The following is a 20,243-nucleotide window of genomic DNA, read 5'->3' on the forward strand; positions in this document are numbered from 1 at the left end:
CCGACGCATAAGCCGGGATGAGGAGGCATTGGTGGACACAGCCGTTGCCTCCTCATTGCTCTCAAAAAGATGCCTCGATAAGCCGCCGCTGTCACGTGGTTCGTCTCCTAACTAAAGACGGATGACCCGCCGTGATTGTTGTTCAAGTAGGTATCTGCCTGATCCGCACGAGTAGGCATGTTGACTGAGTCTACTGAATCCGAATCCGGAACCACATCACTGTAATTGAACATAATCGTATCACCTGAGAACGGTGCCCATGGACCGCTCTCAAGGTCGTCTATAATATTATCTATCTTATTTTCGATATTCGAATATTCATTTACGAACCGCTCGGTCGGGAAGAAGTCAATGTATGCCATCAGGAACCACCTCCGTTGTTTCCTGGGACGATTAAATACATGTCCCCACCTGCAACCTCCTTTAGACGGTGTTCATCAGATACCTCTGCCCACTTTAGGACACGAGACAGATGAGCAGGGACTGGTTTGGGAATGACCTTTGCGCCCGGTCCACCGTAAACCGGGAGTTCGCCCCGGTTCACCGCAGTCACTTTCGGAGTCACCGACACGGTTTTTGTTCCGACCTGTTCTTTTACCATCACCGTCTGGTCAACCCCTTCGCGGGAGCGTTCTACGGGCTCCCCAAATTCAGCAATCTCGATCGACTTTTCTTCCAACGAAATGCTTGACTTTTCGCCTTCTGCGACAGTTCCGAGAATCTCGCTGTCTTGTTTCAGAAGGACCTCACTACTTTCCACTTCGACTTCGAGTTCGATCGGGTCATATCCAGACCTCGCGTGAAGGAATTCTGCCGAGCGGTATTCTGTTCCCACGTCTTCGAATTCCGCGAACAGCGACTTCTGCGTATAGCGCGTCGAGTCATCGAACATGTGTTGTGTGCTGGGTGTCCGAAGGAACCGGTCGTGTTTCTTCAGGTCACCGGGCGTACTTCGAACTGCAAAGAGGCCATCCTCACCGGCAAACGTCGGCGTCACTCGTCCATCTGCGTGCTTACGACCGATCTCATCCGATGAGTTTGGATGCGTGATCGCGAGATCGACCACATGCTTTGTACCGCGTTTAAGACTCTGCTGTGAGCGATTCGACGTTTCGATATTCTCAAGGGCAACAGACGTCCCGGTAAACCCGGCTATACTGCTGCCGGCTATCGCGCCACTCTTGAGTACTTGTCTTCTATTTACGCCTTGACTATCATTGGACATTGCATTTTCAAACATACATTCAGTTAGTTAAAATTTGCTATTTGTATATTCAAAACACATATTTAAGTTGATAATAGCTGGTTAGGGTTTGAGGCCCCTATCATATTGGGTCGTAGTATGCATAGACAGCAACACCAGATCATGTAGGCTGTCATGGTGACTAGCCTACGACATGCACACTCTGTTATCCCTTACGTCAGCCAGTGAAAGCGTGGTATTGACTGCAATCGGAACAGACCAGAAGGACAGTGGCAGACATAAAACTGAGATCCATGACTACGAACTTGACCAACAGCACGGCCTGCGTACGGTCTCTATTAGTTAACGCGCGGACCCTCGTCCCTGGCAGACACAAACACGATGTCGAAACCACCATGTTTCTCGTCAAGGGCGCTCAGCACCTCCAAACCGCACTGCAACAAGCTGGGCTCCGATTTCAGACGCGTCGCCACCGAAATCGTAACGCCATCGAACGGATTTTTCAGGAACTGAAGCGTCGAACATCCTCATTCTCGAACTGCTTCAGCCATGCCGAACCGGAAGCCGCCGAATCCTGGCTCCCAGCCCTTGCTTGTTGCCACACTGCTACTAATTAAACACCGCCACGGCCGGGGTGAGAGTGCGCGGGCGGTACCGAGCATCTCCAGGCGGGCATGCGCGGGCGGTCGCGGCCGGGTCAGTCGCTCTCGCCGCGGTCGCCGGCCCGGTGTTCGCTGATGAGGCGGTCGACCATCTGGGCGTTCTGCTGGCGTTCGCGCTCCTCGGCGCGTTCCTCCCAGTCTTCGATGGCGGCCTCGATCTCCCGCTCGCGGGCGACGGCCAGTTCGTCGATCTCTTGGACGGTGACCGTGCTCGCGGGCGCGACCGGGACGTCGTGTTTGAACAGGATCTCGTCGGCGACGTCCGAGAGCCCGCCGTTCCTGAGGACGATCTGGGGGTCGACGTCGACGATCTTGTCCGCCGTCGAGGCGCCGGCGCCGGAGGCGTCGCGGAACATGATCACGTCGTCCTCGGCCAACCCGAAGCGCTCGTCGGCGTCGTCGATAGCGCCGCTGGTGAACTGCTCGACGACCTTGACGGGGACGAGCCCCTGTTTCTTCTCGGCGACGTCCGCGAAGTTCGAGTGGTCGAGCTTCCAGAGGGCTTTCAGCCGGTCGAGTTTCCCCTCCAGGTCGTCGATGCGGTCGTCCTTCTCGTCGATCTCCCCTTTCAGCCGACGGTTCTCCCGTTCCAGTCTGGTGACCTCGCGGTCCTTGCGGGCCTCCTTTCGCGTCTCGCTGCGTGCCGCCGTGAGCTTGCGCTCGTAGTCGTCGATCTCGGCGTCTTTCTCCGATATCGTCTCCTCCAGGCCCTCGACGTGGGACTGCAGTTGCGCGACCTGTGATTCGAGCTGGCTGATGCGCTTCTGTTCGGGCGACTGCTCGTTGTCGGGCCGTTCGGACGCTTCGACTTCCTCGTCGCCGTCGTCGCGCAGGTCCGCGAGGACGGTCTCGACGCTCTCCTCGCCGGTGACGACGCGGGCGATCACGGGACCGACCTCCTGCCCGGGCGGGACCTTCGCGGCGATGCGGTCGAACTGGTCCGTGTGGGCGTCGAACGCGCCGAAGGCGGCGGCCATGGCATCGCGCTCGTGGTCGTTGTCGTAGCCCTCCTCGCGCGTGCGGTGCTGTTTCACGTCGACGGGCAGGTCGCGGGAGGGGGTCCACCCGGCGGCGTCGAACGACCGGCGGAGTTTCTCGACGGTCTCGGGCATCGGCGTCACGTCGGCGGCGACGATGACCGGGCGCCCGCGTTCGACGATCCACTCGGTCACGTCGGCGCTGTCGGCGGTCCGCGTGCTCAGCACGTCCAGCACCTCGCCGTCGAGGCCGACGATGGCGACCGCCGTCGTCGTGCCGGGGTCGACGCCGACGACGACGTGGTCCCGGCGCTTGGCGAGCGGGCTGAACTCGATGCCGTCGCGTCTCACTCGCTCGACCTCGACGCGCACGTCGCCGGCCCGGACGTTCGAGACGGGGATGTCCTGCGGACGGGCCTCGACGGTGAACACGGCGTTCGAGAAGCCGCCGTACTTCTCCGTCTCCTCGCGCTCGAAGTCCAGCCCCGCGTCTTCGAGGTCGGACTCGACCTCGCGGGTGCGCCGCTTGACCGACCCGTGGATCCGGCGGGTGTAACGATCCTCGGACCAGCCGCCGCCACCGCCCGTCGAGCGACCGCGGGAGACCTTCACCTCCGTCTCGTCGGTGAACGCCGACACGACCTGGCCGACGTTGTTGGCGGCGAGTCGGGCCGCCGCCTCGGCTTCCTTCATGGGGTCTTTGCCGTAGGGTACGTCGTGGCGGTTGGCGACCCTGGAGAGCGGTTCCGGCCGCTCGGCGCCGGTGACCTGCACCAGCGTCGTCTCGTCGGGGAGCTCCCCCAGAAAGTGGACGAGGGCGTCCTTGTTCTCCGCGAGTTCGTACATGTTGTCCGTCGCGACGATGGCGGGTTTCTCGTCGCGGATCAGCCGGTGGAGCTTCCGCCGGGAGACCACGTCGCGGTCGACGTGTTCGCCGTCGAACGCGACCAGCGCGTAGGACACGTCCCCGCGCACGTCGCCGCTCTGGACGTCGACCCCGAAGACGACCGCGTCCAGCGCACTCGTTCGCGTACTCACACGCGGGCGTATGCAACCTGTAAATATAAACCCGACGCGGAAACCGGCCGACCGGACCGCGCTCACACAGCGTGGGTTCGCCTCCACTCACACAGCGTGGGTTCGCCTCCACTCACCCGGGCTCGGCCCGGATCCCGGTGATCACGCCGAGCATCCCGGTGGCGGACGTAGTGACCGAGAGCTCGGACCGCGAGACGAGTTCCAGCGGTTCCTGGTTCCATCGACAGTTGTGTTTCTCGTAGTGGGCGTCGGCCCGCCAGTCCTGGAATCGACCCAGCAGTTCGACGCTACTGCGACCGTGCTCGAGGAGCAGGACCTGCCCGTTGGGCTCGCACACCCGGTTCATCTCGTCCAGCGCCGCGACGGGATCCGGGAAGGTGCACGTCGAGAGCGACGAGATCACCGTCTCGAAGCTGTCGTCGGGAAACGCCAGCGCCTGGGCGTCCATCTCGAACAGCGTCTCGCCGCGCACCAGCCGAGGGGAGCGGGCCTCGGCCTCGCGGAGCATCTCCGGGCTGACGTCGATCCCGACGTACTCGGTCGTCTCGGGGACGTAGTCGGCGTTCGTCCCGATCCCGCACGCGACGTCGAGGACGCGACCGGTCGCCTGTCCGAAGAGCCGACGCCGATACCGGCCCAGCAGCAGTCGGTCGAGCCAGCGCATCCGGGCCACCGTGTCGGCCTGGTCCGCGTACGTCTCCCGGATGTCGTCCAGGGAATCCGGCCGACGCCCGGCGTGGTCGACCGCGTCGTCCCTACCGCGCCCCCTCGTCCGTGTCGAGCCGTCGGAGTGGTCTGTCTTTGCCATCAGGTAACACTTCTCGTTCCGATCGGGAAACCGTATCGCCGACGAGACCGGGCGGGGCCGCTGCGGGTATCCCGTGCCGGCGCGCCGAGGCGACGAGAATCGGGGAATCTATCTCCGAGTTCACAAGACGGATACGGACGACCCGAGAACCCGCTCGCCATGGAAGCCACTGCGATCGACCACGTGAATCTGCGCGTTGCCGAATCGGACATCGAGGCCTTCGTGGGCTTCTATCGCGACGAGATGGGGTTCTCGCTGGAGTACTACGGCGAGTATCGCGCCGGCGAGCGCGACTTCTTCTACGTCCGGCTCGGGCCGTCCTGTATCATCCACGTCGCACCGCGGGAGACCGTGCCCGAACCGACCGGCGAGACGGTCGACCACTTCGCGGTGTTCGTCGACGCGTCGATGGACGAGGTGATGGAGCGCGTCGAGGCGGCGGACGTCGCGGTTCGAACCGAGGCGGTCCGGGAGGGCGCGACCGGCGAGTACCCCTGCGTCTACGTCGAGGACCCCGCCGGCTACACGGTGGAGTTCAAGACGAGCGAGTAAGGGGGCGCGACCGGGCCGCTCCGGTTCAACCCGACTCCGATGGGTCGCCAGCGGCGTCCCGCACGTGGCTCTTGCAGGTCTCGGAGAAGGTCGCCAGCGGGAGGTCCGCGTCTGAGTCGACGCTGACGAACAGCCCGGTGAACTCGGCGGCGGCGAAGTGGAAGGCGGTCAGGTCGTCGAAGCGGTGGACCGAGCACTGCAGGTCGCCGGCGCCGAAGAGGTCTTCGAGGTGCCCCCGTCCGAGCCCCTGCAGGACGAGTTCGTCGTGGACCCGCTCGGCGTGGACCTCGACGCGGGGCTCGGCGTCCGGCCTGACGTAGGCAGGGTCGTAGCCGTCCCGGTCGTACGTGGCGACGACCCGAATCGAGTCACCGGCGAGGTCCCGCAGGGCTTCGACCAGCGCAGCCTCGTCATCGACTACCATACGCCCACCTTCCGTGCCACGCATTGTCAAAGTAGCGGCCGTCCGTGGATCTCACCCGTCCGTGCCGAGGGACTGGTCCGATTTCCGCGGACGGTCGTTTTACGGTCCGGCGCGCCCTCCCTCGACCATGGAGTACACGACGCTCGGCTCGACCGGCATGGAGGTCTCGAAGGTGTGTCTCGGCTGTATGAGCTTCGGCAGCGGCAGTGACTGGATGCTCGACGAAGCGGAGGGTCGCGAACTCGTCGAGCGCGCGATCGACCTGGGCGTGAACTTCTTCGACACCGCGAACACGTACTCGGCGGGCGAATCGGAGGAGATCCTCGGCGACGTGCTCTCGGAGTACGACCGCGACGAACAGGTCGTCGCCACCAAGGTCCGGTTCTCCGGTGCGAAGGACCACCGCAACGCGGAGGGGCTCTCGCGAAAGACCATCGAGCAGGAACTCGACCACTCGCTCGACCGGCTGGGGATGGACACCGTCGACCTCTACCAGATCCACCGCTGGGATTACGACACGCCCATCGAGACGACGCTCCGGGCGCTCGACGACGCCGTCCGCCGCGGCGAGGTCCGGCACATCGGCGCCTCCTCCATGTGGGCCCACCAGTTCCAGCGCGCGCTGCAGGTGAGCGACGAGCAGGGGCTGGCCCGGTTCGAGACGATGCAGAACCTCTATCACCTGACCTACCGCGAGGAGGAGCGCGAGATGTACCCGGTCTGCACCGACGAAAACGTCGGCGTCCTCCCGTGGTCGCCGCTCGCCGCCGGGTACCTGACCCGCCCCCACGAGGAGTTCACCGAGACCGAACGGGGCGAACACGAGATCGACTACGGGACCCCCTATCACGAGGGGCCCGGGAGCGAGGCGATCAACCGGCGAGTGGAAGAACTCGCCGACGAGAAAGGCGTGACGATGGCCCAGATCGCGCTCGCCTGGCACTTCCAGAACGACAACGTCGACGCGCCCATCGTCGGCACCTCCAGCGTCGAACACCTCGAAGACGCCGTCGAAGCGCTGGAGGTGTCGCTGTCGGACTCCGACGTCGAGTACCTCGAAGAGCCGTACCACCCCGTCCCGGTCTTCGGTCACGAGTGACCCGCCCCCGCTCGGAGACGCACGCGCTCTCCACCGGGCACGAGGTCACGGTGCCACTGGAGACCGAGGCCGAAGCCACCGCAGTCGTCGTCACGGCCGACGCCGAGCGAGTCGGCGAGCGGCTTCCCGACGGCCTCTCGCCGGTCCGCGTCGCGCCGGGACGCGCCGCGGTCACGCTCCTCTCGGTCGACTACCGGCGCATCGGCGACGACGCGATGGCGCCTTACGAGGAGTTCGGCGTCCTCCTCGCGGCCACCCCCGCGTCCGGGGCCAGAGTCCCGGAGTTGATGGCTCCCCGGAACGGGCTGGGCGGCTACGTCGCGACGCTCCCGGTGACGACCGAGCCCGCTCGCGCGCTGGGCGAGGAGATCTGGGGCTACCCCAAGCGCGTCGCGGACGTCTCGATCACCGACCGCGGCGGGCGGCGACGCACGGCCGTCGGCGACGAGCGAGGTCACGCCCTCACGCTCGACGCACCCTGTCGGCCCCGGATCCGGTGGACCGTCGCCACGGAGAGTTACACCGGGGACGGCTCGCCGGAGCGCCAGCCCCTCCGGCTCTCCGGCGCGTTCGGCGTCCGGCCGTTCGGGGGGTCGTACTCGCTGGGGCGACACCCGCTGGCCGAGCGCCTGCGCGACCTGTCTCTAGGGCGGGTGCTGTGCGCGCTCGCGTTCGACGGCCGGTTCGTCATCGGTCGCGGCCGACCGCTCTCCCCCTGACGGAACCGGCCCGGGCCGGGGCGGGCTCGGGCCGGCCGACTCGCCGCCGACGGGGAGCAACACGCGTGCGAGTATCCCCGGTCGGAGCAGTTCGGTCGGCGGGACCTCCAGTCCGACGACCGCCCCGTAGGCCTCGGCCAGGACGCTGTCGTCGTGGGCCTGCCGGAGCAGTCGCGTGAAGTACCGGTCGAACAGCTTCGTCCCGAGCGACGGCGACCCCTCCGTCTGGGCGTACTGGTAGTCGGTGCCCGTCGCCATCCGCCAGGGGGTGTCGAGCACCGGGGCCACGCGGTCGAAAAAGCGGGGGCCGATCCGGTCGAGGCCGCCGTCGGCGAGCGCGTGGTGGAGCACCAGCGCGTCGAGGGCGGCGATAGACATGCCCTGTCCGTAGACGGGGTTGAAGCTCGTGATGGCGTCGCCGGTGACGACGAGGCCGTCGGGGAACCGGTCGAGCGCCTCGTAGCGGCGTCGGAGACTCCCGGGGAAGGGGTAGCGGGCGACGCCGTCGGACACCCACGGCTGGGTCCGCAGGACGTCGCCGACGATGTCGATGGGGAGGTCGTCGGCGAACGCGAGGACGCCCTCGCGGTCCATCGGCGCGCCGTCGCCGTGTATCTCGGCGAGGAGCACGTCCCACTGACCGTCTTCGATCGGTATCAGGACGGCGCCACGAGTCTCAGGCGCGTTGGCAGGCACGCTGATCAGCCGGCGGTCGTCCGGCGGCCGCTCGATCCGGAGCGACGCGTACTGCAGGTCGATGGGGACCTCGTCCGCCGGCGGGGCGGCGTAGCCGTTGTCCGCCAGCCACTCCGGCGTCCGACTCGTCCGTCCCGTCGCGTCGACGACCAGATCCGCCGCGAACGTCTCCGTCGGGCCGCCGCCGTCGCGGACCGTGACGCCGGTCACCGCCCGCCCCGCGTCGTCCGTGCGGTAGTCGCGGAACCGGCACTCGCCGAGGAGTCGGACGCCGTCCAGTTCGTCGACGCGCCGCCGCACGACGTGTTCGAACAGCGGCCTGCTCGCGCAGTAGGAGGGCGTCCGCTCCGTGCCGGTGGCGAGAAAGTCGCCGTGCTGGTACTCGACCAGTTGCTTCGTGATGTCGAGGACCAGCCCGCCGGCGCTGGCGAGGTCTTCGCCGAAGCCGACGAACAGATCCTCCAGCGTCTCCTGCCCGGCCGCCAGCAGCGCGTGGGGGTGACTGGTCTGGGGCGCGCCGTCCCGCGCGACCGGTGTGTCTGGGAAGGGGTCGCGCTCGACGACGAGCACCTCGTCGAAGCCGTCGGCGAGGATTCGCGCCGCGCAGAGTCCGGCGACGCTGCCGCCGAGAACCACCGCTCGACCCCCGAGGTCGCCGACGCGGCCCGGTTCGTACCGGTCGACGGCCGCCAGCGTCACCGCTCACACCCCCGGACCGCCCGCGAGGGTGCGACCGCCGTCGACCGCCTCACTGGGGCGCCACCGGGCGTCCCGCGTGTGTTCGCGGCCCTCCGGCGCGACCGTCCGACGCGTTTCACCACGGCTAGAGAGGACAACTCGCTCACACGAGACCCTGCGCGCCCCACTTAGTTAGGTAATGCCCCTCACCTGTGGTGTAGATTTAAGTTGCTACTGGGGAACCCGGCGGTGAGGGGTCGACCGGACAGCCGGAATCCTTTTTTCGGCGCGACGCGGTCGGTCGGGCGTGTCATCGAACGACGAGACGGGGGCGACGGCGGGCGGGGACGGCGTCAGCCCGGTCGTGCTGGTGACGGGTGCCGGCGGGGGGATCGGGTCGGCGATCGCGCTGGCGTTCGCCCGTCGAGGGTGGCGCGTCTACGCGACGGACGTGGTGACGCCGCTCCCCGAACGCGTACAGGAGCGCTGTGAGACGGCCGAGCTCGACGTCACCGACGAGGAACAGTGTCGCGCAGTCGTCGACCGGGTGGTCGGCGAGGCGGGGCGACTGGACTGTCTGGTCAACAACGCCGGCTACGCCGAGGCCGGACCGGTCGAGGACGTGCCCGTCGACGCCGTTCGCGCGGAGTTCGAGGTACTGGTCCACGGGCCGCACGCGCTCGCCCGGGCCGTGCTCCCGCACATGCGCGGGCGGAATCGGGGTCGAATCGTCACCGTCTCCAGCGTGCTGGGGCTGAGCTTCTCGCCGGGACTGGGCGCCTACGCCGCCGGGAAGGCGGCCGTCGAGTCGCTCCACGACGCCCTCCGCGTTGAACTCCGCGGGACCGGCGTCGACGTGGCGCTCGTCGAACCCGCGTGGGTGGCGACGGACTTCGGCGACGCGGCCCGTCGCCGACTGGCCGGTCGCGAGCGGACGCCCGCCTACGCGCGGACCTACGCCGGCCTCGACGACGGCTGGATCCTCGACGGGAACCCGCTGGCCGCCGAACCCGAAACGGTGGCCGGTGCGGTGGTGCGAGCGGCGACGGCCGACGACCCGAAGGCCCGCTACCCCGTCGGGCGCTTCGCCCGGTTCGTCCGCTGGACCCACTGGCTCCCGGCGCCGGTGGTCGACTCGATACAGGCCGCGTACAGTCGCGTGACCGCGGCTATCGGTCGCTGGACTCGGTGATCAGGGGCCGCCAGGGTGAGTGTTTACGGGCTGGGGCTCGAACAGTCACCGATGACAGACGCTCCGCCCGACGACGGGTCCGCGCTCCGCGACGGACACGTCGCGCTGGTCACCGGCTCGACCGACGGCATCGGCGAACAGACGGCGCGCAACCTCGCAGAGACAGGCGCGACGGTGGTCGTCCACGGCAGAGACCGCGAGAAGGGCCAGCGGCTGGTCGCCGAACTCCCCGGGGACGGCCACGCCTTCTACGAGGCGGACTTCACCGACGTGTCGGACGTCCGTGGCCTCGCGAACGCCGTGGTGGCCGACTTCGACCGCCTCGACTGCCTGGTCAACAACGCCGGGACGATGCAGAGCGACCGGCACCTCGTGGACGTGCCCGGGAACGACGAGGGCGTCGAGATGTCCTTCGCGGTCAACCACCTCGCGCCGTTCCTGCTGACGAACCTGCTCGCGGACAGGCTGGCGGCGACGGGGGAGCGCCGGGCCGAGGAGCGCGACGGCGCGTCGGGCGCCGACGCCGACCCGGCCCGCGTCGTGACCGTCTCCTCGGACCTGCACCGGCAGGCGACGCTGGACCTCGAGCGGGTCCGCGGGCCGGACGCGATGGATGGACTGGACGCGTACAACCACTCGAAGCTCGCGAACGTGCTGTTCACGTTCGAACTCGCGCGGCGGCTCCCCGACTCGGTGACGGCGACGTGCTGTCACCCCGGCGTCTCGCCGCTGACCGGGCTCTCGCGGGACAGTTCCTCGCTGATCGGCCTCGGCTGGACGGCGTACGGCTACGTGGGCGGCCTGCTCGGACTGACGGACTCGGCCGCCGAGTCCGCGGAGACCCAGACGTATCTCGCCCGCTCGCCGGCGGTGACGGGCGTGACCGGCGCGTACTTCGACGACTGCGAGCGCGTCGAACCGGCGGCGGCCGCCCGTGACCGCGGCGCACAGCGCGAACTCTGGCGAACGAGCGCGGAGTGGGTCGCGCTGGACGACGGCGAGACGGTCGGCGTCGAGGGGGGTCAGGTGGTGGAGTCCGAACAGTAGTGCGGTTTCTTCGTTCAGAGCAGAGGGTGAAACGTATGGTCAGTATAGCCCGCAGAGTGAACAATTGCGGTGGCGCGCGCTGTCGCGAGTTCTATCTCGCGACAGCACCGTGCGAGGGATGAGGAGCGCAACGAAGTGAGCACCGCAATCGGCTGGGGAGGTGTGAGGTACGGTGCTGTGTGGTGCGTTCCTGGCGGAATGAAAGGGCGAGGCGCGCTCGCGGCGACCGGAGGGAGCGGAGTCGCTGAGCGGGCACTATCCGAGCGGAGCGAGGATATCCCGCTCAGCGACCGCGAGCGGGGCGAGGGCTTTCAACTCTCTTCGTCTTCTGCAGTCACTCCAATCCGACTTCTATTCACGACTCACTACACAGAAGCAACCACTCAACTCGCATCTGTAGTTACCGAATCATCCGAACGAACTCCAGAGGCAGTTCTGAACGAAGGGACCGTGCTACTATCGACTGCTAAACCAGGTTCCCCCGGGCGACCGCTTCGACTGCCCCGCCGACCTCGACGGTGATCCCCTCCGTGTCTCCCGACCCGTCGCGTTCCCACGCCCGCAGGTGGACCAGCGACGGCCGGCCCATCTCGTACCCCTGTTCGACGCGGGCGTCGACGGCCGCCTCGTCGCGGTAGCGGTGGCGGACGAGATAGGCCGCGAGACAGCCGTTCGAGGAGCCGGTCGCGGGGTCCTCGGGGACGCCGTAGTAGGGCGCGAACACCCGGACCGCGAAGTCGTTCGCCTCGTCGCGGGGATCGGGACAGAACGCGAGAATATTCTTTGCCTCGCGGTCGCCCGTCACGTCATCGTAGGCCGCCCGGTCCACGTCGATCGCTTCGAGCGCTGCACGGTGTTCGAGCGGGACGACGACCGTCGGGAGGCCGGTCGAGACGACCTGCGTCGGGTAGTCGTCGTCGAGATCTGACGGATCGAGCCCGAGGACCGCCGCGAGGTCGTCGCCCGCGAGGTCGTCGCCGAACGTCGGCGGCTGCTGGGTCATCCACAGCGTCTCCCGGCCGTCCCGCTCGCGGACTTCGACCGGCACCTCGCCCACGTCGAGGTCGAGGACGACTGCCTCCGGGGTCCCGTCGGCGAGGTGCTCGCGGATCACGTGGGCCGTGCCGAGCGTCGGATGGCCGGCGAAGGGAACCTCCGCCTCGGGCGTGAAGATGCGGACGGGCCAGGTGTCCGCGTCGTCGCTCCGCGGTCCGGTCTCGGTGTTCGGTTCGGCGTTCGGTTCGGCGTCGGTCTCGACGTACGTCGTCTCGGAGAAGCCGATCTCGGCGGCGAACGCCTGCATCTCGTCGTCGGCGAGGTCCGCTGCGTCGGTGACGACGGCGAGCTGGTTACCGGCGTAGCGCTCCCGCGCGAACACGTCGACGAGGTGGAGGGGCTGGCGCATGCCCGTGGCTGGTTCGGGACGCGGCAAAACTGTTCCCCGTTCGCGTGTATTGGTGGCAATGGACAACTACCGCCCGGCGACCGTCTCAGTCCGGCGTCGCCGTCGAGACGGGGTCGGCCATCTCCACGGTGTACATCACGGTGACGCTCTCTCGGCCGGGTTCGGTCGTTTGCTCCGTGTAGTCCAGCGAAAAGATGAACTGGCCCTCGGGGAGTCGGTCGACGACCTTCGCTTCGGAGACGTCCGTCCGACTGAGCGCGGCGACGACGGACGCGTCTCGGGCGCCCTGCTCGTACGCGTCGTACGCCTCGCGCCGGAAGACGAGGCAGTCGACCGTCCCCTCCCCCTCGACGGCGACCTCGTAGTCCAGGTACTCGCCCGACGCTCGCGGCGAGTTCGTGAGACCGATCGCCCTGAACTCGCCCGCGTCGATCGTCGTCGTCGCCGCTGCACTGCTCGACTGGAACGCCCTGCGGTCGTCGGACGGATAGTCGTCCACGCCGTCGGGAACGCCGTCGTCGTCACTGTCGGGTCGGGCGGTCGGCGTCGGCTCCGAGCGGAGCCCGAGACACCCGCTACCGGCCGCCGCGATGCCCACTAATACCGCTCTCCGAGTCTGTCGCACACCGGCCGTTTCAGGGTGCCCGGAATAAGCTTTTCCACAGTGTCGCGTGGGTCGGTCGGCCGGGGCGGTCGGGTCGGTCGTGTCGGCCGGGGCGGCCGGGGCGGTCGGGACGCTCCGCCAGACTACGCCGGCTTCAGGAGACGCAGACAGAGGAAGTTCGGCGGGCCGTCGAGGAACTCGTCGGCGTGGTCGGGCGCCCGCTCGGCGAACGCCTCGGTGACGCCGGGTTCGACCACCCGTTCGACGAGCAGTCCGGCGTCGGTCGCGGGGTCGAAGACCGCCTGGAGCGGCCGCCGGTAGAAGGGGACGACGAACGAGTCCTCGTCGTCGCCCCAGTCCCGGTCGACGCGCTCGATCTCGCCGTAGGTCGCACTGTCGGCGAGCACCTGCTCGCGACCGTCGTACTCGGCGTCCACGTAGTCCCGGACGGGATGACTCGTCGAGATCACGACGCGACCGCCGGGCCGCAGGACGCGGGCGAAGGCGTCGAAGACCGACGGCCAGTCCGCGACGTGTTCGAGCGCGAGCTGGCACAGGACCAGATCGAACGAGTGGTCGTCGAAAACGGGGAGTCCGTCGGTGAGGTCGGCCTCGTGGAGCGGAACGTCGGCGGCGTGAGCCTCGTCTCCGGCGAATCGCTCGCGTGCGCGCTCCAGCATCGCCGAACTGGCGTCGACGCCGACGGGGTCCGCACCGGCGTCCGCGAGGCGCTCAGTGTAGAACCCGTCGCCACAGGCCGCGTCGAGGATTCGCGCGCCGTCGAGCGGCGGCAAGAGGTCGCGGACCGCCGGCCACTCGTAGTGTTCGCGGATCGCCGCACCGGTGATGTCCTCGTATCCCGTCGCGAGGTCGTCGTACGTGGATTTCGAGATCGGTGCGTCGTCGGGCATCGTGGTAGTCGTGTCTCTCGTGTCAGTGATATACTTTGTCGGGGGAGTCGTACTGGAGGACAATCCTGATACGCCGGCGCTCCGAGCCCCGAGTATGGACCGACAGTCCCCGGCGGAAGCCGACCGCCTGCTGAACGGCGCCGAGATGCGCGTGTTCGGCGGGCTCCTCGTCGGCGTCGGGATCAGCCCGCTCGTCCTCGCGGTGCTCACGTTCCCCCTCGGCGCCCTGTTCGGTGACGAGGTGGTCGTCTTCTTCCGGCTCGCACTCAGCTTGCTCCTCGCGGTGCTCGGGCTGACGGTGCTCCACGCGGTCCGCCTGTTCTACTCCGGCGACTGGCGGTCGCTCTGAGCGGACGTCGACGTGAGTATCGGCGGACCTGACAGCCCTCGACCCGCTCGCTATGAGTTGGTTCGAGCATCACCGACAGCAACCCACGAAAGCCCTCGACCCGCTCGCTATGAGTTGGTTCGAGCATCACCGACAGCAACCCACGAAAGCCCTCGACCCGCTCGCGGCCGCTGAGCGGGATATCCTCACTCCGTTCGGATAGTGCCCGCTCAGCGACCACGGGGCTGCGCCCCGCGAGCGCGTCTCGCCCTTTCAGTCCACCAGGACAGTAAGACCGCAACCACCCCGCACAGCGCCGCAGACGGCCTCACACCTCCCCAGCCGACTCGTTCAGTCGCTTCGCTCCCTCACTCGTCCCTCGCACGATGCTGTCGCGGCATAAACGCCGCGACAGCGCGCGCCACCGCAGAAATGAACCCATCCGCGTTCGACCGGTCGTTCAGTCCTCGTCCTCGTCGTCGTCGGGGAAGGGGACTTCGAGGCGGTCGCCGTCGTCGGGGACCCACGCCTCGCCGTCGAAGTGCTCGCGGGCCTCGCGCTCGATGGGCGTGTGGTCGCCGGCGTAGCGCGTCGAGATGTGGGTGAGCGCGAGCCGTTTGGCGCCGGCCTCGCCGGCGATTGCGGCGGCCTCTCGTGCCGTGGAGTGGGCGGTCTCCTTGGCGCGCTCGGCCCAGTCGCTGGCGAAGGTGGCGTCGTGGACGAGCAGGTCGGCGTCCTCGGCGGCGGCGACGACGGCGTCGGTGGGTCGCGTGTCGCCGGTGTAGACCATGCGGCGGCCGGGACGGGGCGGGCCGACGACCTCCTCGGGCTGGATGGTGCGGCCGTCGTGTTCGACGGGCTCGCCACGGTGGAGCTTCGAGTACTTGGGACCGGGCGAGAGGCCGAGTTCGTTCTCGGCCTTCTCGCGGTCGAATCGCCCCTTGCGGTCGTCCTCGACGAGGGCGTAGCCGGCCGAGTTGGTGCGGTGGTCGGTGCGGACGGCGCGCACTTCGTATTCGGGGCGGTCGAGGACGACGTCGCCGGCGCTGACCTGGTGGATGCGGACCGGGAAGGAGGGGTCGTTCCCGGCGGCGTGGACGAGGTTCTCGATCTGGCCGCGAGTGCCGCTGGGGGCGTGGATGGCGAGGGGGGCCTCGCGGTCGTTGAAGTCGAAGGTCTGGACGAGGCCGGGGATGCCGAGGACGTGGTCGCCGTGGAGGTGCGTGACGAAGAGGTGGTCGACGGCGAAGCCGGTGCCGAAGCGCATCATCTGGCGCTGGGTGCCCTCGCCGCAGTCGAAGAGGAGGCGGTCGCCGTCGCGGTTGACCAGCAGCGCGCTCGTGTTACGCTGGGTGGTCGGGACCGCTCCGCTCGTTCCGAGAAACGTCACGCGCATGTCCGCCTCTCTGCGGGCGGTCGGTAAACGCGTGTCGGATCTTCCCGCGCCCCGGCGGCCGGAAACCGGTCGCCACCCCCTGCCGCGACCGCCGCTCCGACCCGCGGCCATATTCTGATATAAATACTTTTCGTCCGTTCACACCCCTGGTCTCCGAAGGGGAGCGGAAAAACGGGGGATAGAAGCCGGTTCGATCGTGTTCTTAATCCAGTTTGATCGGTGTTGATCCGGTATCGAGATGTGGTTTATATATGGATCTGGGGGCAGAAGGGGAGGATACGATGTCACAGAGAGACCGGCAACCGACGAACCGTGCGATGAACGAACTGCCGACGCAGTCGGCGGGGGACCGATGAGACGCGCGTTCGTCGCGCTCGCGACGGCGCTGCTGGTCGTAACAGCAGGCTGTGCGGCGACCCCCGGCACGGGGACGCCCTCGGTCGGCGGTGCGGACGACGGCGACGGTGCCGGCACCAGTGACGGCGACGGCACGACCGACAGCGACTCCACGGACGCGGGCACGGTCAACTTCTACGTGAGCGACGAGCCCAACGACATGGACGACTTCGAGCATCTGAACGTCACGATCTCGTCGGTCCAGTTCCACCTCGTCGACGCCGCGAACGAGTCGGCAGACGACGAGAACGCGTCGACGGCCACCGCGACGGCCACGGCCGCGAACGGGACCGACTCGGACGGTGACGCCACCGAGACCGACGTGGACGACACCGTCGCGAACGAGACCGACGCGGACGACGAGAAGACCGAGGAGGAAGCCGAAGAGCGCGAAGACGAAGAGAAGGACGAGAAGGACGAAGAGAGCGGGGACGGCCGCTGGGTCACGCGCGACGTGAACGCGTCCTCGGTCGACCTCTCGCAGCTCCGCGGCGCCAACGCCACGCTCCTCCAGCAGTTCGACCTGCCGGCGGGCGAGTACGACAAGGTCCACATGGAAGTGAGCGAGGTGAACGGGACGCTGACGGACGGTGAGTCCGCCAACGTCAAGCTCCCGAGCAACAAGCTCCAGCTCAACAGCCAGTTCACGGTCGAGAACGGTAGCGAAGTGGACTTCGTCTACGACGTGACCGTCCACGAGGCCGGCAACAGCGGGAAGTACATCCTCAAGCCGGTCGTGAGCGAGTCGGGCACCGAGGTCCCCATCGAACGAGTCGACGATGACGACGACCGAGACGACGAGCGCTCGATCAGCGCCTCGTTCGTCGGCAACGTCTCCGCCGGCGAGAACGTCACCGTCCTGGTGACCGAGAACGGCAGCGCCGTCGAGAACGCGACGGTGAGCGTCGACGACGGAGCGGCCGGGACCACGAACGCCGACGGCGAGTACGTCGTCAGCGTGCCCGACGACGCGGAAGAACTCGAGATAGAAGTCGAGGACGGCGACGCCGAGGCCGAACTCGAAGTCGAGTTCGAAGAGGAGGACGGCGACGACGGTGACGAGGCCGACGCAGCCGAGGACGGCAGCACGGACGCCCAAACTGCCGACGCCTGACGGGTCGAGCCGCCGAACCACCGAACCACCGCGCTGGGGCGAGCGGGCGCCCCACGCCGTCTCTCGGACCGATCGGAAGTCGCGAATCCTTCCTGCGAGAGACGGTGTGCCGTGCCTTCGGAACTGTTTTAGGCGCCGCTGGGCCAAGTTACAGCAACAATGAGCGACCTCGAACGGGAGTACCAACTCGACTACTTCGAGGAGCACGGCTTCCACCGGAAGCAGTGTTCCGAGTGCGGGGCCCACTTCTGGACCCTCGACGGGGAGCGCGAGACGTGCGGCGAACCGCCGTGCGAGGAGTACGACTTCATCGACGACCCCGGCTTCGACGAGTCCCTCTCGCTGGAGGAGACACGCGAGCAGTTCCTCTCCTTCTTCGAGGAGCGGGGCCACGAGCGCATCGACCCCTACCCGGTCGCGGCGAACCGCTGGCGCGACGACGTGCTTCTCACGCAGGCCTCTATCTACGACTTCCAGCCACACGTCACCAGCGGCGAGTCCCCGCCGCCGGCCAACCCGCTCGTCGTCTCACAGCCGTGCATCCGAATGCAGGACATCGACAACGTCGGCAAGACCGGCCGACACACGATGGCCTTCGAGATGGGCGGCCACCACGCGTTCAACGCCGACGAGGGCACCGACTACGCCTACGAGGGCGAGGTGTACTGGAAGGACCAGTGCGTCGAGCACTGCATGGATCTCCTCGCCGAAGTCGGTGCGCCCCGCGAGGACGTGACCCTCATCGAGGACCCGTGGGTCGGCGGCGGCAACGCCGGGCCGGCCTTCGAAGTCATCTACCGCGGGCTCGAACTCGCGACGCTCGTCTTCATGCAGTTCGAGCAGGATCCGGAGGGCGACTTCGAGATGAAGGACGGCAACACGTACAGCCGGATGGACCGCCGGGTCATCGACACCGGCTACGGCATCGAGCGCTGGACGTGGATGTCGCAGGGCACCCCGACCGTCTACGAGGCGGTCTACCCCGAGATGATCGACTTCCTGAAGGACAACGCCGGGCTGGACTACTCCGAGCGCGAGGCCGAGATCGTCCACCGCGCGGCGACGCTCGCCGGCCACATGGACATCGACGAGGCCGAGGACATGGAGTCGGCCCGCGACAACATCGCCGACCAGCTCGACGTGTCGACGAGCGAACTCGTCGACCTGCTCGAACCGCTCGAGGACATCTACGCCATCGCCGACCACTGCCGGACGCTCGCGTACATGCTCGGGGACAACATCGTCCCGTCGAACGTCGGCACGGGCTATCTCGCGCGGATGGTCCTCCGGCGCACCAAGCGCCTCGTCGACAACGTCGGCGTCGACGCCCCGCTGGACGAACTGGTCGACATGCAGGCCGACCGCCTGGGCTACGAGAACCGCGACACCATCCGCGACATCGTCCGCACCGAGGTCGAGAAGTACCGCGAGACGCTCGACCGCGGCGGGCGCCGCGTCCGCCAGTTGGCCGACGACTACGCCCAGGAGGGCGACCCGATCCCCGTCCGCGAACTCATCGAGCTGTACGACTCCCACGGCATCCAGCCGGACATGGTCGAGGAGATCGCCGCCGAGAAGGGGGTCGCGGTGGAGACGCCCGACGACTTCTACGCGCTCGTCGCCGACCGTCACGGCAGCGGTCAGGCCTTCGACGAGGAGACCGAACGCCCCTACGCCGACCGCCTCGAAGAGCTCCCGGACACCGACCGGCTGTACTACGAGAACCAGCAGCGCACCGAGTTCGAGGCCGTCGTGCTAGAGGTGTTCGAACGTGAGGACGAACGGTTCGACGTGGTGCTCGACCAGACGATGTTCTACCCGGAAGGCGGTGGCCAGCCGCCGGACCACGGTACGCTCTCGACCGACGATGTGACCGCAGAGGTCTCGGACGTGCAGATCGTCGACGGCATAATCCTGCACACGACCGACGAGGACCCCGGCAAGGGCGAGTTCGTCCGCGGGCAGATCGACGCCACGCGGCGCCGGCGCCTGATGGCGCACCACACCGCGACACACGTCGTCGTCCACGCCGCCCGGCAGGTGCTCGGCGAGCACGTCCGCCAGGCCGGCGCCCAGAAGGGCGTCGACTCGTCTCGTATCGACGTGAGCCACTACGAGTCGGTCTCCCGCGAGCAGGTCGAGGAGATCGAACACCGCGCCAACGACATCGTCCGCTCGAACGTGCAGGTCAAACAGGAGTGGCCCGACCGCCACGAGGCCGAGGAGGAACACGGCTTCGACCTCTATCAGGGAGGGATTCCCGCCGGCGAGAACATCCGCCTCATCCACGTCGCCGAGGACGTGCAGGCCTGCGGCGGGACCCACGTCGCCCGCACCGGCGACATCGGGACGATCAAGGTGCTGGGCACCGAGCGCGTCCAGGATGGCGTCATCCGCATCACGTTCGCCGCGGGCGACGCGGCCGTCCAGGCCACGCAGGACACCGAGAACGCGCTCTACGAGGCCGCGGAGGTCCTCGACGTCGCGCCCGAGGAGGTGCCCGAGACCGCTGAGCGCTTCTTCACCGAGTGGAAGGCGCGAGGCAAGACCATCGAGGAACTCAAAGAGGAACTCGCCGAGGTCCGCGCGGCCGGCGGCGACGAGGGCGAGGAGGTCGACGTCGGCGACGAGACCGCCGTCGTCCAGCGCCTCGACGCCGACATGGACGAACTCCGCGCCACTGCGAACGCCCTCGTGGAGGAGGGCAAGATCGCCGTGATCGGGTCGGGCCGCGACGGCGCGACGTTCGTCGTCGCCGTCCCGGACGGCTCCGCCGTGAACGCCGGCGAAGTCGTCAGCGAACTCGCGAGCAAGGTCGGCGGCGGCGGCGGCGGCCCGCCGGACTTCGCGCAGGGCGGCGGTCCCGACGTGGACGCGCTCGACGACGCCCTCGAGGAGGCCCCCGACGTGCTCCAGCAGGTCGCGAACGCCTGAGACCGCTGAATTCCGCTTTTCGCTGCCGTATCGAGGGACGGCCGGCTGTTGCTCCGTTT

The 20,243-nt window shown here is 67.7% G+C and carries 18 protein-coding genes and 1 pseudogene; 9 read left to right on the top strand and 10 right to left on the bottom strand.

Annotated features, from left to right (window positions below; translation table 11 throughout):
- Positions 1-107 precede the first annotated feature (107 nt).
- Complete coding sequence (locus tag D1409_RS24330; protein WP_164471579.1) at positions 108-362, bottom strand: hypothetical protein; 255 nt, start codon at positions 360-362, stop codon at positions 108-110.
- Positions 362-1,225, bottom strand: coding sequence for a hypothetical protein (locus D1409_RS24335; RefSeq protein ID WP_164471580.1), 864 nt, complete (start codon positions 1,223-1,225; stop codon positions 362-364). Before D1409_RS24335 ends, D1409_RS24330 begins: the two co-directional genes overlap by 1 nt.
- A 347-nt stretch (positions 1,226-1,572) precedes the next feature.
- Between D1409_RS24335 and D1409_RS05335 the strand changes: the two are divergent.
- Positions 1,573-1,821, top strand: a pseudogene (locus D1409_RS05335) (IS6 family transposase); the annotation flags it as partial.
- A gap of 80 nt (positions 1,822-1,901) precedes the next feature.
- On the opposite strand, the gene D1409_RS05340 reads toward D1409_RS05335, so the two are convergent.
- A complete protein-coding gene (locus D1409_RS05340; protein ID WP_123534865.1) occupies positions 1,902-3,881 on the bottom strand; it encodes a DUF460 domain-containing protein in 1,980 nt (659 codons plus the stop codon).
- 112 nt (positions 3,882-3,993) lie between these two features.
- Positions 3,994-4,689, bottom strand: coding sequence for a class I SAM-dependent methyltransferase (locus D1409_RS05345; protein ID WP_123534867.1), 696 nt, complete (start codon positions 4,687-4,689; stop codon positions 3,994-3,996).
- Between the two features lie 159 nt (positions 4,690-4,848).
- Between D1409_RS05345 and D1409_RS05350 the strand changes: the two genes are divergently transcribed.
- Entirely contained in the window at positions 4,849-5,241 is a 393-nt protein-coding gene (locus D1409_RS05350) for a VOC family protein (protein ID WP_123534869.1), read from the top strand.
- A gap of 25 nt (positions 5,242-5,266) precedes the next feature.
- Here D1409_RS05350 and D1409_RS05355 read toward each other — a convergent pair whose 3' ends face one another.
- Positions 5,267-5,665 carry a hypothetical protein gene (locus tag D1409_RS05355; protein ID WP_235853511.1) on the bottom strand — a complete coding sequence of 133 codons (399 nt, stop codon included), beginning with the start codon at positions 5,663-5,665 and terminating at the stop codon, positions 5,267-5,269.
- Positions 5,666-5,792: 127 nt separating this feature from the next.
- Between D1409_RS05355 and D1409_RS05360 the strand changes: the two genes are divergently transcribed.
- Both D1409_RS05360 and D1409_RS05365 read left to right on the top strand, forming a co-directional pair.
- Entirely contained in the window at positions 5,793-6,764 is a 972-nt protein-coding gene (locus tag D1409_RS05360) for an aldo/keto reductase (RefSeq protein ID WP_123534871.1), read from the top strand.
- Positions 6,765-6,814: 50 nt separating this feature from the next.
- Complete coding sequence (locus tag D1409_RS05365; protein ID WP_235853512.1) at positions 6,815-7,483, top strand: acetoacetate decarboxylase family protein; 669 nt, start codon at positions 6,815-6,817, stop codon at positions 7,481-7,483.
- On the opposite strand, the gene D1409_RS05370 is transcribed toward D1409_RS05365, so the two are convergent.
- Positions 7,409-8,878 (bottom strand): FAD-dependent oxidoreductase, encoded by a 1,470-nt coding sequence (locus D1409_RS05370; protein ID WP_123534875.1) that lies wholly within the window; start codon positions 8,876-8,878, stop codon positions 7,409-7,411. The genes D1409_RS05365 and D1409_RS05370 overlap by 75 nt on opposite strands.
- Before the next feature lie 286 nt (positions 8,879-9,164).
- Between D1409_RS05370 and D1409_RS05375 the strand changes: the two genes are divergently transcribed.
- Together D1409_RS05375 and D1409_RS05380 are read left to right on the top strand one after the other, a co-directional pair.
- Positions 9,165-10,049 (top strand): SDR family oxidoreductase, encoded by an 885-nt coding sequence (locus tag D1409_RS05375; protein WP_123534877.1) that lies wholly within the window; start codon positions 9,165-9,167, stop codon positions 10,047-10,049.
- 51 nt (positions 10,050-10,100) lie between these two features.
- A complete protein-coding gene (locus D1409_RS05380; protein ID WP_123534879.1) occupies positions 10,101-11,096 on the top strand; it encodes an SDR family NAD(P)-dependent oxidoreductase in 996 nt (331 codons plus the stop codon).
- 466 nt (positions 11,097-11,562) lie between these two features.
- Here the strand turns inward: D1409_RS05380 and D1409_RS05385 are convergent, their stop codons facing one another.
- From D1409_RS05385 to D1409_RS05395, 3 genes are all read right to left on the bottom strand, one after another.
- The gene (locus D1409_RS05385; RefSeq protein WP_123534881.1) at positions 11,563-12,501 is read right to left on the bottom strand and encodes a PhzF family phenazine biosynthesis protein; all 939 of its coding nucleotides are present in this window, start codon (positions 12,499-12,501) and stop codon (positions 11,563-11,565) included.
- A gap of 85 nt (positions 12,502-12,586) precedes the next feature.
- Positions 12,587-13,126 carry a hypothetical protein gene (locus D1409_RS05390; protein ID WP_164471581.1) on the bottom strand — a complete coding sequence of 180 codons (540 nt, stop codon included), beginning with the start codon at positions 13,124-13,126 and terminating at the stop codon, positions 12,587-12,589.
- Between the two features lie 122 nt (positions 13,127-13,248).
- Entirely contained in the window at positions 13,249-14,016 is a 768-nt protein-coding gene (locus D1409_RS05395) for a class I SAM-dependent methyltransferase (protein ID WP_123534884.1), read from the bottom strand.
- 94 nt (positions 14,017-14,110) lie between these two features.
- On the opposite strand from D1409_RS05395, the gene D1409_RS05400 reads away from it, so the two are divergent.
- Complete coding sequence (locus tag D1409_RS05400) at positions 14,111-14,365, top strand: hypothetical protein (protein ID WP_123534887.1); 255 nt, start codon at positions 14,111-14,113, stop codon at positions 14,363-14,365.
- 439 nt (positions 14,366-14,804) lie between these two features.
- Here D1409_RS05400 and rnz read toward each other — a convergent pair whose 3' ends face one another.
- Positions 14,805-15,740 carry a ribonuclease Z gene (rnz, locus tag D1409_RS05405; protein WP_123534889.1) on the bottom strand — a complete coding sequence of 312 codons (936 nt, stop codon included), beginning with the start codon at positions 15,738-15,740 and terminating at the stop codon, positions 14,805-14,807.
- Positions 15,741-16,092: 352 nt separating this feature from the next.
- Between rnz and D1409_RS05410 the strand changes: the two genes are divergently transcribed.
- Positions 16,093-17,250 carry a DUF4382 domain-containing protein gene (locus D1409_RS05410; protein ID WP_123534891.1) on the top strand — a complete coding sequence of 386 codons (1,158 nt, stop codon included), beginning with the start codon at positions 16,093-16,095 and terminating at the stop codon, positions 17,248-17,250.
- A 159-nt stretch (positions 17,251-17,409) separates the two neighbouring features.
- Positions 17,410-20,184 (top strand): alanine--tRNA ligase, encoded by a 2,775-nt coding sequence (alaS, locus tag D1409_RS05415; RefSeq protein ID WP_123534893.1) that lies wholly within the window; start codon positions 17,410-17,412, stop codon positions 20,182-20,184.
- The last annotated feature ends 59 nt before the right edge of the window (positions 20,185-20,243 follow it).

The organism is Halosimplex salinum, assembly GCF_003730195.1.
In the GTDB taxonomy this organism is placed as follows: domain Archaea; phylum Halobacteriota; class Halobacteria; order Halobacteriales; family Haloarculaceae; genus Halosimplex; species Halosimplex salinum.